14 protein-coding genes and 2 tRNA genes are annotated in these 14338 nt (G+C 52.2%); 6 read left to right on the top strand and 10 right to left on the bottom strand.

Translation table 11 applies throughout. The features are described from left to right. From tnpA to HY768_07130, 3 genes are all read left to right on the top strand, one after another. Positions 1–228 (top strand): IS200/IS605 family transposase (gene tnpA / locus HY768_07140; GenBank protein ID MBI4726983.1); only part of this gene is annotated, 228 nt, incomplete at its 5' end. 226 nt (positions 229–454) lie between these two features. Next, positions 455–2608 carry a PBP1A family penicillin-binding protein gene (locus HY768_07135; protein MBI4726982.1) on the top strand — a complete coding sequence of 718 codons (2154 nt, stop codon included), beginning with the start codon at positions 455–457 and terminating at the stop codon, positions 2606–2608. A gap of 12 nt (positions 2609–2620) precedes the next feature. Further along, entirely contained in the window at positions 2621–2971 is a 351-nt protein-coding gene (locus HY768_07130; GenBank protein MBI4726981.1) for a hypothetical protein, read from the top strand. Between the two features lie 27 nt (positions 2972–2998). Here HY768_07130 and HY768_07125 read toward each other — a convergent pair whose 3' ends face one another. Further along, positions 2999–3337, bottom strand: coding sequence for a hypothetical protein (locus tag HY768_07125; GenBank protein ID MBI4726980.1), 339 nt, complete (start codon positions 3335–3337; stop codon positions 2999–3001). Between the two features lie 347 nt (positions 3338–3684). Here HY768_07125 and alr point away from each other — a divergent pair, with 347 nt between their 5' ends. Genes alr through mazG form a run of 3 tightly spaced genes read left to right on the top strand, consistent with a single transcriptional unit; the run spans position 3685 to position 6558 of the window. Continuing rightward, on the top strand, positions 3685–4836 hold the full coding sequence (alr, locus tag HY768_07120) for an alanine racemase (GenBank protein ID MBI4726979.1): 1152 nt from the start codon (positions 3685–3687) through the stop codon (positions 4834–4836). After that, the gene (locus tag HY768_07115; GenBank protein ID MBI4726978.1) at positions 4833–5729 is read left to right on the top strand and encodes a hypothetical protein; all 897 of its coding nucleotides are present in this window, start codon (positions 4833–4835) and stop codon (positions 5727–5729) included. The genes alr and HY768_07115 overlap by 4 nt, the downstream gene beginning before the upstream one ends. Beyond that, positions 5713–6558, top strand: a complete 846-nt coding sequence (gene mazG / locus HY768_07110; protein MBI4726977.1) for a nucleoside triphosphate pyrophosphohydrolase — start codon at positions 5713–5715, stop codon at positions 6556–6558. Before HY768_07115 ends, mazG begins: the two co-directional genes overlap by 17 nt. Positions 6559–6785: 227 nt before the next feature. Here the strand turns inward: mazG and HY768_07105 are convergent, their stop codons facing one another. From HY768_07105 to HY768_07065, 9 genes are all read right to left on the bottom strand, one after another. Then, positions 6786–8594, bottom strand: a complete 1809-nt coding sequence (locus tag HY768_07105) for an OmpA family protein (GenBank protein MBI4726976.1) — start codon at positions 8592–8594, stop codon at positions 6786–6788. 420 nt (positions 8595–9014) lie between these two features. Then, positions 9015–9090: transfer RNA gene (locus HY768_07100), tRNA-Glu, on the bottom strand. 299 nt (positions 9091–9389) lie between these two features. After that, positions 9390–9902, bottom strand: coding sequence for a cyclic nucleotide-binding domain-containing protein (locus HY768_07095; GenBank protein MBI4726975.1), 513 nt, complete (start codon positions 9900–9902; stop codon positions 9390–9392). Between the two features lie 35 nt (positions 9903–9937). Further along, positions 9938–10013 (bottom strand) — tRNA-Lys (locus HY768_07090). 207 nt (positions 10014–10220) lie between these two features. Further along, the gene (locus HY768_07085; GenBank protein ID MBI4726974.1) at positions 10221–11495 is read right to left on the bottom strand and encodes an adenylosuccinate synthase; all 1275 of its coding nucleotides are present in this window, start codon (positions 11493–11495) and stop codon (positions 10221–10223) included. 109 nt (positions 11496–11604) lie between these two features. Next, positions 11605–11994, bottom strand: coding sequence for a nucleotidyltransferase substrate binding protein (locus HY768_07080; GenBank protein MBI4726973.1), 390 nt, complete (start codon positions 11992–11994; stop codon positions 11605–11607). Further along, entirely contained in the window at positions 11991–12251 is a 261-nt protein-coding gene (locus HY768_07075; GenBank protein ID MBI4726972.1) for a nucleotidyltransferase domain-containing protein, read from the bottom strand. Before HY768_07075 ends, HY768_07080 begins: the two co-directional genes overlap by 4 nt. 62 nt (positions 12252–12313) lie before the next feature. Then, a complete protein-coding gene (locus tag HY768_07070) occupies positions 12314–13705 on the bottom strand; it encodes a hypothetical protein (GenBank protein ID MBI4726971.1) in 1392 nt (463 codons plus the stop codon). An 83-nt stretch (positions 13706–13788) separates the two neighbouring features. Next, positions 13789–14338, bottom strand: a 550-nt coding sequence (locus HY768_07065) for an AAA family ATPase (protein MBI4726970.1), incomplete at its 5' end; no start/stop codon positions are given.

The following is a 14338-nucleotide window of genomic DNA, read 5'->3' as shown; positions in this document are numbered from 1 at the left end:
CATCCGAAGTATGGTCCCGGGGCATTTGTGCGATTATACAAGAGCATCACAGCGAAGCAGTTGTTTCAGGCGTTGCCGGAATTGAGAAAAGAGCTGTGGGGCGGAGAGTTCTGGAGTGACGGGTATTATGTAGCGACAGTCGGAGTCCGGGGCGACTGGAGCGTGGTGGAAAGATACATAAAGCAACAAGGTGAAGACACGCAAGAAGAGCAATTACGGATGTTCTAATTGCATACCCTGCGGTCTCTGCCGCAGGGTTCTTAATTTGCAACTCAAATATATTCTAACGTTGGGACACTTCTGGCCCCTTTCAGTTCGTTAATCATGGCCAGATTATACCAAATTACCCCTTATTCACGCAACAAAGCCCTTGACTATTAAAATAATTAAAGGTAGAATTAACGTTATAAGCCAAATATCAACCAAAGACAAAAATCAAAAACCTTTTACCGCTATGTCCGGATTTTTATTCAGGACCAAAGAATTCTTCAACGCCCGTAAAACCTCCGGCAAGTTCGTCCGCTATACCGCTAAATTCGCCTTTGCGGCCGGGCTGGCCTTTTTTTTCTTTTTGGGGTTGGGGGCCGGGGCCTTCGTCTTCTACTCCCGGACCCTGCCCTCCACCAAGGCATTGGAGGACATCCAGCCCAAGCAGGGCACCAAGGTCTTCGACGCCAACCAGCAGTTGATCTACGAGTTCGCCGAAGAGCACCGGATAGTGGTACCGCTGGCCCGGATCCCCAAAATATTAGTGGACGCCACCATCGCCATCGAGGACCGCAGTTTCAGAAGGCACTGGGGCGTGGACCTGTTCGGCTGCGCCGCGGCGTTGAAGGATTTTGCCCTGCGCCGCACCAAACGCCTGCGGGGAGCATCCACCATCACCCAGCAGCTGGCCCGCAATCTGTTCTTGACCCAGGATCGCACCATCTCCCGCAAGATCGCCGAGGCCATTCTGGCCTTGAAGATCGAGCGGCTTTTTTCCAAGGACGAGATCCTGGCGCTGTATTTCAACCAGATCTACTACGGCAACGGAGCCTACGGCGCCGAGACCGCGGCCCAGCTGTATTTCGGCAAGCATGTGGACAGCCTGACCCTGTCCGAGGCCGCCCTGCTGGCCGGACTGCCCAAGGGTCCCACCCTTTATTCGCCCTATGACCGCTCGGGATCCGCCCTCAAACGTCGGGCCACGGTGTTGGAAGCCATGGTCCAGACCGACGTCATTAAAAGACCCCAGGCCGAGGCCGCTTCCCGGGAAAGCCTGAAGCTGAAGCCCAAGGAACTGCGGCTCAACGACGCCCCCTATTTTGTGGAGGAGATCCGCAAGTACCTGGAGGCTAAATACGGGGCTAACGCCATCTACCAGGGAAGGATGGTGGTCTATTCGTCACTGGACCTGGAGGTGCAGCGGATGGCCAACCAAGTCTCCGAAACCTGGATGCAGAAGTTAGAGGAGACCTATAAATTCAAGCCCAAGCGCAAGGAATTCAAGCCCCCCAATACCGAGGAGGGCGTGACCAACACCCCCTATATCCAGACGGCCCTGATGGCCATCAATCCCCACAATGGCCGGGTGCTGGCCCTGATCGGCGGCCGGGATTTTTTGGTCAGCAAGTTCAACCGGGCAGTCCAGGCCAAGCGCCAGGCCGGCTCGGCCTTCAAGCCCTTCGTCTACACCGCGGCCGTGGACAACGGTTTTTCCCCGGGCGACGTGATGGTGGACGCCCCGATCGTGGTGGACGACGACGGTTCGGGCAACGCCTGGTACCCCGGCAACTATGACGGCAAATTCGACGGCCCCATCTCGCTGCGCAAGGCCCTGGCCCTTTCCAAAAATTTGATCGCGGTCAAGCTGATCCAAAGCGTGGGCCCCAGCAACGTCATCAGCTATGCCCGCAAGATGGGCATCAAGACCTCCCTGCCGGCGGTGCTGTCTTTAGCCCTGGGCTCGGCCGACGTCATCCTCTACGACATGGTCAGCGCCTACGGGGTCTTCGCTAACCGGGGCGTGCGGGTGGAGCCGGTGCTGATATTGAAAATCACCGACCGGGCCGGCGCGGTGCTGGAAGAGAACAAGCCCTACGCCGAGGAAGTGCTTTCGCCCCAGACCGCCTACATCATGGCCCACATGATGAAGACCGTGCTGGACGGCGGCACCGCCTACTCGGCCAGGCTGTCCGGATTCGCCAAGCCGGCCGCGGGCAAGACCGGCACCACCAACGATTACACCGACACCTGGTTCATCGGCTACACTCCGGACCTGGTCTGCGGCGTCTGGGTCGGCTTTGACCAGAAGATTATGATCTATGAAGGGGCCACCGGGGCCGGCATTGCCCTGCCGGTCTGGACCGAGTTCATGAAGCTGGCCACCGCCAAATCATCCGGGGCCGATTTCCCGGTTCCGGCGGGAATCAGCAACGCCACCGTCTGCACCGAGTCCGGGCTGCTGGCCACTCCGGCCTGTCCCAAGGTCCGGCCCGAGGTTTTTATCACGGCCAACATTCCCACCCAGATGTGCAACATCCACAAGATGCAGGACCTGAACCTGCAGGGCAAGGATTACAATTTTGAGCAGTTAGACAAAGGCTCGCTGAACAACCCGGAGTAGAGGATAAAAGCAATGCAAACTCTATTGCCTGAGGGCAAGATCGAGGCAACCATCCTGCAGATACCTCAAAGCTCGTTCACAGTACTCGATTTTATTGGAGCTTTTAGGCGTATCTTTCCGGGAGACTGGCGGAGGTTGGCCGGACGGTTCGGGCAATTTGGCCAGAAGCGGAGATATACCGTAACCACCTACTTCTCCAATCGCCTTGACCTTTACTCCCGAAAAACCCATTCGCTTCTGAGGCCTTTCATCCGTTACAGTGAAGGTAAATTCAAGGGATATCGCCGACCGACGACAGAAGAGCAAAAGCATTTCGGCAGCCCCTGGATAGCGGTGTTCAAGAAGAAAAAGGGACCGGTGTAGATGGACTGTATCCGAAAAAACAAAGTTTCATTTCTCCCCGTGATTGATCCCCAGCTTCTCCTCCAGCTCGGCCACCCTTTTTTCTAAATCGCTTATCACCTTCAATTTCTCCGGCAGCATATCAACTGCGGCGTCGATCCGCTTGACCTTCATGTGGGGCCGGGCCGGGTTGCCGTAGAGCATGGTCTTGGAGGGCGTGGACTTGGTCACTCTGGACTGGGCCAGGCAAATTACGTCGTCGCCGATTTCCAGATGCCCTATTACTCCCGCCTGTCCGCCCATTATCCGCCGAAGCGAGAGCGCAGGTGGAAGCGGAGCGTAGGAGGAGACCCAAATCGCATCCACTTTCCCTTGGAGTGAACCCACTTTCTGTCCGGGAGCGACAAAGTTTATCCTAATGAGCTTTGGGTCAGCATAAACGAGCGAAAAGGCATGTGGTGAGCCTGTCGAACCATGCCAGACAAGGAACGCGAGTGAAGCGTATCCACAGCGATACGGTGAATGAGCGTGAGGCAGTATGGCGGTTTTGCAGCCGTTTATGCCCAAATTGTTATTTGAGGATAAGCTCTAAACAGCGAAAACATTTATTCATGCGATTCCACTCCTACCCCCGCCACACTTCGGCTATGCTCAGTATCCGGCGGGGTACGGCGTGCAGGCTGGCTTCCTTATAAAATCAATCAAATACTCTGATTAGTAACAACCCTTACAAAATGCAAAAAACAGCGAACAGTCATCGCCTGATCTGGGTGGAGCTTGACAAAAAAGCCCTGCTTAAAAATCTTAAAACCTTCCGCAGCCTGCTGGGGCAAGGGACAAAGCTGTGCCCGGTGGTCAAATCCAACGCCTACGGCCACGGGACTCTGGAAGCGGCTCGGATCATTCAGTGCTCCGGGCTGGCCGACTGGCTGGCGGTGAATTCGGCGGACGAAGGCCTGAAATTGCGCCGCCAGGGAATAAAACTCCCGGTGCTGGTGCTGGGTTACGTTCCTTTGGCAAGACTATCTGACGCGGTTCTTCACGATCTGCGGCTGACGGTCTATAACCGGGAAATCCTGGCAAAATTGAGATCGTTGAAAACCAAAAAGAAAATATTCCTCCACATCAAATTAGAGACCGGCACCCACCGCCAGGGGGTTGATCTGAAAGGCGCGCTGCATCTGGCCAAAATGATCAAGGGGTCAAAGAATCTGGCGCTGGAGGGCTACTCCACCCACTTCGCCAACATCGAGGACACCACCGATAGAAGCTTCGCCGGCAAGCAGCTCCAGCGTTACCAGAAGATGCTGAATGAACTGGAGAAAAAAGGTTTCAAGGCAAATGTGAACCATATCGCCTGCACCGCAGCCTCGCTGGTCTTTCCCCAGACCAGGCTGCAACTGGCCCGGATCGGCATCGGGCTTTACGGGCTGTGGCCTTCCAGGGAGACCATGGTCTCGCTGAAGGAGCAGGGGTCTGAATTCAGGCTGGAGCCGGTCATGTCCTGGAAGACCCGGGTGGCCCAGGTGAAAATGGTGCCGGCCGGCTCCTATATCGGCTATGGCTGCACTTTCAGGGTCAGCCGCCGGACTAAGATCGCGGTGCTGCCGGTGGGCTATTACGACGGCTACGACCGAAAACTTTCCAACACCGCCTATGTGCTGATAAAAGGGAAACGGGCGCCCATCCGGGGCCGGGTCTGCATGAACCTGTGCATGGCAGATATCACTGATATTCCCGGAGTTAGACCTGAGGACGAGGTGGTGCTTTTGGGAAAGCAGAAGAACGAAAAGATTTCAGCCGAGCAAATGGCCCAGTGGATCGGGACTATAAATTATGAGGTGGTGACAAGGATCAATCCACTGCTGCCGAGGGTGGTGGTGTGAGCCAGATTGAATCTCTGCTGATACCTGGAGTCTATAAACATTTTTCACCTCGTTTTGAGAAAATTATTTATGGTGCTTCGATCGCTATTGCGCTTGTATACGCTATAGTTGATTATTTCGTCCTAACTTCGTTCTTCACTCCATATTTCAGAGTTATTGCAAGCCTTGCTTATATCTATCCTCTTGTTATCATTTTGATTACCGGATTACTGTATTTTACCAAGACTGCCAGACCGATCCAGATGTTAAATTTTAATATTGCCGGTTTTACAACTTTTCTCGCATTTCATTTCTTTCCTTTTATTTTCGAGAAGACTGATGATCCGAAAATATTGGGTGCCTTTTTTCTTTTTCAAATAATTCTATGTGGCCCCTTCATCGGAACCCAAATACTTATTCTGTTATCTTTTCAATTAAAAACCACATTGCCAGCACCTGAGACTGGGATATTGTATCGAATAAACATGGGTAAATTTAATATTTGGGTGGGTTTAACTGCATTTGTGCTTTTGTTCGCTTACTACAGCCAGAGTTTGATAATGTTCATACCGTCATTTGTAATGTTTTTTAATTTATATGATTTGCGAAGCAAGAAATTTCGGCAGATACTTGTAACCTCAGAAGGACTAGAGTTTTATTCTATGCAAGATAAAAGGGGTATCCCTTGGCAAGATATAAGTAGAATAAGATTGAAACGGGGTTTTATTAATATGAAAACTGCAAAGGGTGCCTACTTTGCCACAAATAAAAATTTTGGTTTTACAATCAATCCAATGGTTGATAAATATAAAGAACTCATTCCCTTGATCATCAATAAATGCGACCATCTTGGTAAAGACAACATGAACACCATACTAAAAGATTTTCAAACCAACAATGCCGATCAAAAATAAAACTAAAACAAACCGCAAACGGCCCAACGGCAAACTGTCTAAAGGCAAACCGTTCTACGATCTGGTTGACATCTTCGCCCGCTTAAGGGCTCCGGGCGGCTGTCCCTGGGACCGGGTGCAAAGCCATAAAAGCCTCAAGCCCTATTTGATCGAAGAAGCCTACGAGGTGATCGAGGCCATAGACGAGAACGATCCGGAGAAAATGAAGGAGGAGCTGGGCGACCTTTTGGGCCAGATAATCTTCCATTCCCAGATGGCGGCCGAGGAACAACGCTTTGACATTGACCAGGTGGTCTTAGGCCACGCGGAAAAGATGAAGCGTCGCCACCCCCATGTTTTCGGCCAGACCCATGCCAGAGACGCCAAGGAAGTGTTGATGAACTGGGAGGAGATAAAGTATCAGGAAAAGAAAAACGTCCGGCGCTCGGCCCTGGACGGCATCCCCCGCCGCTTGCCGGCCCTGCTTAAAGCGCACCGGATCCAGGACAAGGCCGCCCGGCTGGGTTTTGACTGGGAGCGCATCGACGGCGCGTTTGCCAAACTGGAGGAGGAACTGGGAGAATTCTCCCGGGCCTACAACAAGGGCAACAAGAAGGAAATCCAGGACGAGCTGGGCGACATCCTTTTTACCTTGGTCAACCTGTCCCGGTTTTTAAAGATCGACCCCGAGGATGCCTTAAGACAGACCTCGGAGAAATTTACTCGGCGGTTCAAATACATCGAGCAGCAGCTGGCCAAGACCGGAAAAACTTTCAAGCAGAGCAGTTTGGAAGGCTTGGAAGCCCTGTGGCAGCAGGCCAAGAAGCAGCGCCGGTTCAAGGGAAACTGATCACGTCATTACGAGCCAGACACCCCAGCAAGAGCCTGCACTGAGTATGACATCTTGAATGGCTAACGAAGTGAAGTAATCTGACTAAAAAACAAAACACATGGACTGCTTCGTCTACCACCATCCGGCCCCTCTCGCAGTGACCGTTACCCGTCATAAAGCAAAAAGCCCCCCGCCTTAGGCGGGGGGCTTTTTTACTTGCGATAAGCTCCGGTTATTAAGCCTGTTTATTCTACGAAGGAAACTTCAACCTTGGTGTTGGCAGCTCTCAGAGCATTGGTCTTGCTGGCGACCACGGGCAGCTGGCCAACGGTGGTGATGCGGGCGACGTCGATGGCGGCTTTGACCAGCTCGGCCCGGATGGCATCGGCCCGGGCAGTGGCCAGCTTCTGGTTCATCTTCTTGCCGCCGACCCTGTCAACATAGGCGGTGATGACAACCTTGGCTTTGGGATTGTCCTGAAGCATCTTAACCAGGGCTTCGACGTTGACGGTCTTGATCATGGCCTTGTTGGCAGCGGTCCAGACGACCTCCACCGGAAGCACGGCGCCCTTCTTCAGCATGGTGAAGTCATTCAGGGCGGCGCCTTTCTCGGCGATGGCGATGGTGGCCGTTTTGTCAAAATAGCCGACCGCAGTGACGGTGGCGGCATAGTTGCCGACCTGCAGGTTGACATTGTAGGCTCCGGCTACGACCTTGGCGGTCTCGGCCTTGGGTCCGGCAAAGGCTATGCTGGCCTCAACCGGGGCGAGGGTGACGGCGTCCTTGACCAGGCCCTTGGCGGCGCCCATCGGGATGGGCTTAAGCTCTAAGGCGAAATCCTGGACGGCCGGGGTCTTCTTGTTCTTCTTGGTCAGGATCACCGAGCCGCTCTTGGCAATGTACAGCTTGGCGTCGGTCTTGATCTCTATCGGGGCCTTGGTGATCGGCAGGCCGGCCAGAGTGTAGTCGCCGGTGGCCGGGTCGGTGTTGGCGGTTAAGCCGCCGGCGGTAACTGTGGCAGCCAGGCCCTTGCCCTTGGCATCGGTGACCTTGCCGGTAAGGAGGGCGGTCGGGGGAACCTTGGGACCGGCGGCCTTGGTCGGGGCATAGGCCAGGCCCAGGAATACCTGCCAGTCAAGCTCGCGGTCCAAATCCGGCAAAGTGGAGTCCTTGGTCTGCAAATTATACTCGCCGCCGACGTCCAGCTTGACATCGCCGAAGGCGAAGCGGGCACCGGCGGTCACCCACAGGGGGTTGTTCATCAGGCCGCGGGTTACGGTCTCGCCGTAGATCGGCGTAGAGGTCAGGGTATCGTACCCGGTTATTTTACCGTATTTGGTGTCATCCATCACATGGCTGCCGGTAACTTCCAGGAAGGGTGTCATCATGCCGGCATCGTAGGACAGGCCCAAGCCGAACGGAATGGTCTTTTGGGGATAAACTGCCACGGCAGTTAATGAATCAGCTCCTGTGCCATGTACTTTATCCAAATCATAGGCCACGCCGACGTTAAGATGAGCCTTGAACTTGTCGGCCTGGAACCCGGGGATCAAAAGGAAATGAAACGTGCCAATGGGAGAATATAAAGTATCCGTAGATTTTAACTTCCAGGCATTATCGACCCAGGCATATTTTCCGCTGAATTTTTTGCTATACCTGTAATCATAGCCCAAATAAGTTCCCAGGTCAAAGCTTTCGCCCAGCTTGAACGAGGCCTTCAGGCCGATCCGGGTGTCCAGCGAGCCGTTATCCGACACCGAGCTGTCGCTGATGGTTGTCTGAAACATCCGGTAAGCCGGGGATAGCGAGAACTCCAGCATATCGCTGACGGCAAAGTATCCCTTGGGATACAGTTCAATGTTCCTCCAGGATGTAGTGGTCTCCACTTCCTTCATGGACAAGAAACCGTGGACGCCGATGCCGAAATTCATGGCGCCGGCATTTTCCGGGGAAATAGTACGGACCAGCCCGTAGCTGCCGTACATTGACGGCTGGGCCATGGCCATTCCGGCCATCAAGGCTAACGTTGCGAAGACTGCGAAGATTCGCTTCATTTGGGTTTTCCTCCTGTTTTAGTTAATTTGTTTGTTTTTGTTTTTTAGGTTTCTTCAAGGCGTTGTTTCAGCCGCCTTTTTTAGTTGATTGCTGGCTTTAAATAAAAACCCCTTTTGCGAATATTTAAGGGCTTATCACCTCCTACGTTCGCATTTGATTTTGTATTAATAAAGGTATGGCTATGCAAAAGGTATATAAAGGATTTTTACATTCTTATAATATTACCAATTTATACCCTGGTTTGTCAAGGGTTTTTTTAAAAAAATGCAATATTTTTATATGGTTTTGGCACGGGTTAGGCATCAAACAAAAAATGGGCCTGCCATGAGTAAGCCTGTACTGAGAATAATTTTTGTTTTGCTACCGAAGTGTTGCACTGAGTTTACCGAAGTGAACTGCTGCTTGCCAAACACACCAAATGGCGTCCCCAACGGGATTCGAACCCGTGCCGCCACCGTGAAAGGGTGGTGACCTAAACCGCTAGTCGATGGGGACAGAACTTGATTATTGGGAATTGATTTTGGGGACCAGTGATCTGATGATCCGAGCTGATCCTTCAAAATCTGCCGCCGCCTTCCCCCTGCGCTAAAGCTCCCACCTACGCCAAGGCTGCGGCGGACAGGCCTACGCCCGCCGAAGGGCCTGCCTGCGCGCTTGCGCGCCGAAGCGCTTCAGCGCACAGGCGTGGAGCCCCGAACATCCGCTTCGGCGAAGGCAGGCTACAGCCCGCGGGCAGGTTGGCCACCGCTACAGCGGGGTAAACGGGGTAAACGTTAATAAGCGTCCGGAGAAAATCAGGCCTTTAAATGGCTTTGGATATACAGCCGGCGGAACTGCTCGTTGTCCACAATAGCCCGGTTGATCAGGAAATAGGTTTCCAGGTTCTCGTTGGTGGACTGGATGCGGTCGCACAGAATCTCGGCGATGGCCAGCAGTATCCGGGCCGAAAGTAGGGGCTCCTTCACCAGCAGCCGCTGAAATTCCTCCTTGGTCAAAACATAAATGTCGGAATCCACCAGGGCCACGGCGGTGGCGGTGCGGGGCTTGTCGGTGATAATGGACATCTCGCCGAAGAACGAGCTTTCCTGCAGTTCGGCCAAAACCAGCTTGGACTCGTTGCGGGAGATGGAGATCTCCACCTCGCCTTTGGTGATCAAATACATCTCGTTGCCCTGGCTGCCCTCGTTGAATATCTTTTCGCCCTTGGGCGCCGCCCTTTTTTCCAGCCGGTCCTGCAGGGCCTCCAGCTCGGTGAACGATAGATACTTGAAAAGACACACCTTCTTCAAAACATCGGTCGGAGCCATAATAGATGCCCTCCCAATTTTATGGTTATGTTTCCTGGTGAGCCAGATGAGATTCGAACTCATGACTCCCGCCTTAAAAGGGCGGTGCTCTACCGACTGAGCTACTGGCCCATTTTGTTGCGCTTTATCGCAAACTATTAATTTTACTATAAAAACAAGGCTCTGGTCAAGCAAAAAAACAGTTGGTTTGGTTTGATTTACTATCCGCAGATTAACAGATTAGACAAATTTTTTCATTATGCTTTTAATGGGCCTGGATAAATCTGCGAAAATCTGTGAAATCTGCGGATAACGTTCCCCGGCAGATCGGAAAGATATTTAAAACTTACCCCGAAGTATGGTGGCCTGCCGTTCCGAGCCCACCGAAATGATGCTGGCTTTGGCCCCGGCCAGCTTCTCGATGGCGCCGATGTATTTTTTGGCGTTGGTTGGAAGATCGCTGTAGCTTCGGAGACCGGCGGTGGGCTTGTCCCAGCCTGGCAGGGTCAGATATTGAGGCCGGCACCCGGCCAGCTCGGCGCTGCTTTGGGGATAGCCGGATATTTTTTTGCCTTTAAAGCTGTAGGCCGCGGCAATCTTTATTTCCTTGAAACCGTCCAGTATGTCTAATTTGGTCAGGGCCAGTTCGCCGGCCCCATTCAGTTGCGCCGCCCGTTTCAGCATCACCGCATCTAACCAGCCGCAGCGCCGGGGCCGTCCGGTGGTCCGGCCCACTTCGTCGCCGGCCTTGGCCCGCAGGAAACCGGACATCTTTTCATTGAACTCGGTGGGAAAGGGTCCGTGGCCCACCCTGGTGGTATAGGCCTTGGCCACGATGATCACCCGGCCCACCTTATCCGGGCCGATCCCCAACCCGGTGCAGGCCCCGCCGGCGATGGTGGAGGACGAAGTGACAAAAGGATACGTGCCGAAGTCCACGTCCAGGAAGGTGCCCTGGGCGCCTTCGAACAACACCTTCTGGCCTTGGGATATTTTCCGGTTTAAAAGGCCGGAGACGTCCGTTATATATGGCTTTAATATCCTGGCATAGGCCCGGTACCGGGCCAGCAGCTGGGGATAATCGGTCTTTTTGAGTCCGTAATATTTTTGGAGGATGAAATTTTTCTCCTCCAGGTTGCGCTTCAGGTTCCGGGCGAACAGTTCCGGGTTAAGCAGGTCGATCATCTTCAGGCCGCTGCGGTAAGCCTTGTCGGCGTAGGTGGGGCCGATGCCCCGGTGGGTGGTGCCGATGGCCCCGCCGGCCCTGGATTCCCGGGCGCTGTCTATCAGCTTGTGATAGGGCATGGTCAGGTGGGCCCCGCCGCTGATCAGCAGCCGCCCCTTGACGCTGATGCCCCGCTTTTTCAGGTACTCCATTTCTTCCAGCAGGCTTTGGGGGTCTATCACCACCCCGCTGCCGATCAGGCACAGCTTGCCGGGATGAACGATCCCAGAGGGTATCAGGTGCAGCACGAACTCTTTTTTGTTGACCTTGACGGTGTGGCCGGCGTTAGCCCCGCCCTGGTAGCGGGCCACTATATCGGCCTTCTGGGCCAGCAGGTCCACTATCTTGCCCTTGCCTTCATCGCCCCATTGGGCGCCCACGATGCAGATGTTCTGTTTCACTTCACGCTCTGTTAATGCAAGCTTAAGCGTTTGCCGTTTACTGTCCGTTGTTCACTGTTTACTAATAACCGCACAAATTCCAAAACTCAAATCCCTATCATTCGTTTAGCTTGCTCAATGCTTTTTGCAGGGCTTTCAATTCATCCAGATACAGAGACAGTTTTTTATAGACCTGCAAGGCTTGCTCGGCTTGATAAGTATGAGACATCAGGTTCCTCGCCTCCAGCATGGAAAGCCAGGCCTTTTCGTCGGTTATCCATCCCAGGGCAAAAGCCTGTTTTAAACAGGCCTTGGGCGAAAAGCACTCCGGCAACCCCTCCTCGGCGGCGGCCTCCTTGATTGACTTCCAGGCCAGCTCGAAGCAAAACTCAAAATATTTCAGGCAGCCGGCCTGCAGCAATTCGTCGTCAGATTTTCTGGACAGAGCCTGCTGCAACTGAGCCACCGCTTTTTTATAATCTTCAAATACCAGTTTGAATTTATTCACAGCAGCACCTCCGCTTTACTGTTGGCCGTTTCAAGAAAAGAGGGGGACACCCGGCTAAGATCGACCAGCTCAATTTTATAAAGGGTTTTGGCAGCTAAAGGCTTTTCTCCTTTTATCCCGATGTCAAAATCGGAAGCGGGACGGGCCGGCCCGCCGGCCCGGGAGCCGAACAAAATGACCTGATGGTCCTGCAGACTTCCGGAGAATCTGGCCAGGGCCTGTTTGGTCATTGCTTTTATTTCTTCTTCGCGGGTCATCCGTTCTTCCAAAATTTGTTACTGCTCATCGTGATTTTCGGGGGGCAGATGTTTTGTTGCATTTAAAAATTTAAACCTAAACCAAAATAAATATTGTTGTATAAGTTATTACCAGTATACGTAAAACCATAAAAATTATATGTCCCTTTATACTTTCTAAAATCTATTCCCGCTATTAGCCCTATTTCTTTAATTGGCCTTGCTTCAATTTCAACTATGTATCCGCTTCCTTTCGCATTCGAATTCCAACCGGTGCTGCCATAAACCTCATAAGCATAGCCTATTTTTAATTGTACTTTTTCTTTTATTACAATAAATGGTTTTATTTCAATTTGCCCTCTATATTCTGGCAGATAATAGGACATAGAATCAGAAGACATATCCCTCCGGTAATTTATATCTATACCATAATTTTTATTATAAAGCCACATTTGCAAATAGTACCCATAAGATCCAGCGCTGGAACTTCCCGTGGAATCTATAAAAGTGTTTACAGGGCTTACGCCTATTCTAAATGCAGCTTTTACAAACAGGGCTTTGGGAAATTTTACGACACCCCCGATGGAATAAACCGATGTTACCATTACCCAATCACCAACACCACTTCTTGCCATGCCACCGTAAAGACCAAGCGGTATTTTTTTATTGGATAGAACAAAACCGAAATCGGCGTTTGCTAGCGGATTGTTTTCACTATAATGGTTTTCGATGCCTTTAACAATTTTAAAAACGCTTTCGAATTTTATATTTTCGGAAATATAAAATTTTCTTGCTACTTTATTTTTTTGGTGCGATAGACTATCCAAATAATGCTGTTGTTGTGATATTTCCAATTCGCGCCGCCTTTTTTCTTCTTGTTGTCTGGCTAATTCAAGGCTATCGCTTACCGCCTTCTCACGTTCCTTCCTTCGTTGCTCCTCCGCCTGCCGTTGTTTTATGGCAGTAAGAGTTTCCTCATTATTTTGTTCAGCACTTTTGGCATACGATTGCGCCAAATCTATGGCTACCTCCTTCATCCCGGTGGTAAGAAGATAATCTATCTGCTGGGTATAGTCCTTGGCTGTTGTTTTTTCAACTTCGCCAGTTTTCAAATCAACCATTCTTATTTGGATTGAAAACGTATTGCCTATCTTGCCCACGCTTCCGCCTATCATCTTTTGTATGGGCAACAACCTGCCTGCCTCCACCAGGCATGATGTCTGATCGCAGGCCCCGGTTTGCTGGAAACCCTGTTCCTTTAGGATTTCATCCCTTTGGTCCCGCTCCATCACGGCAAATCTGCCGGTGTTCTGCAATTCGATTACAAACCTTTCCGTCAAAAATTTTGCATCCTTGGTAGAAACCCCCGAGGCCCGCAAATCCATGAGACCAACTGATATTTTTGCGTTTTTGTTCTGCCCAAAAGAAAGCCCCGCACAAAATATTATCAGAAAGGCTGGTATTAACTTTTTCACGACTGAACTCCTTTTAAAGAAAATGCTTTTGGTGGTTTGGGTGCAATGTTCCTTGTTAATTGTTCCCTGTTATTTGTCCCCAGTCAGGCCGCGTCCTGCTCCTTGCGAACATACTCCGGCTCCTGCCGGTTGACTATGACCTCGCGCCCGATGGTGCATTTGATAATGCCCTGGCTGGAAGGCAGGTGGTACATGATATCCAGCATGGCCTCCTCCAGCGCCGCCCGCAAGCCCCGGGCCCCGGTGCCCCGCTTTAGGGCATCCTCCGAGATGGCCTCCAGCGCCAGAGGCAAAAATTCCAGCTCCACCCCTTCCATCCCGAAGTATGTTTGATACTGTTTTACCAAAGCGTTCTTGGGCCGGGTCAGAATCTCCATCATGGCGGATTTGTCCAAAGGCTCCAGCGAGCAGATCACCGGCAGCCGCCCAATCAACTCGGGGATCAGCCCGTATTTCAGCAGGTCGTCGGGCTGGACCTTGGCCAAAAGTTCGTTAGGCTGAAGCCGGCTTCGTTCCCGGACATCGGCCCCAAAACCCAGGGTCTTGGTGCCGATCCTGGCGTTGATGATCTTGTCCAGCCCGTCAAAGGTGCCGCCGCAGATGAACAGGATGTTGCGGGTGTTGACCGGCAGT

Source organism: candidate division TA06 bacterium, assembly GCA_016208585.1.
GTDB lineage: Bacteria > Edwardsbacteria > AC1 > AC1 > EtOH8 > UBA5202.
The sequence above is the reverse complement of the archived record's forward strand: the minus strand, read 5'-3'. Positions and strand labels throughout refer to the sequence as shown.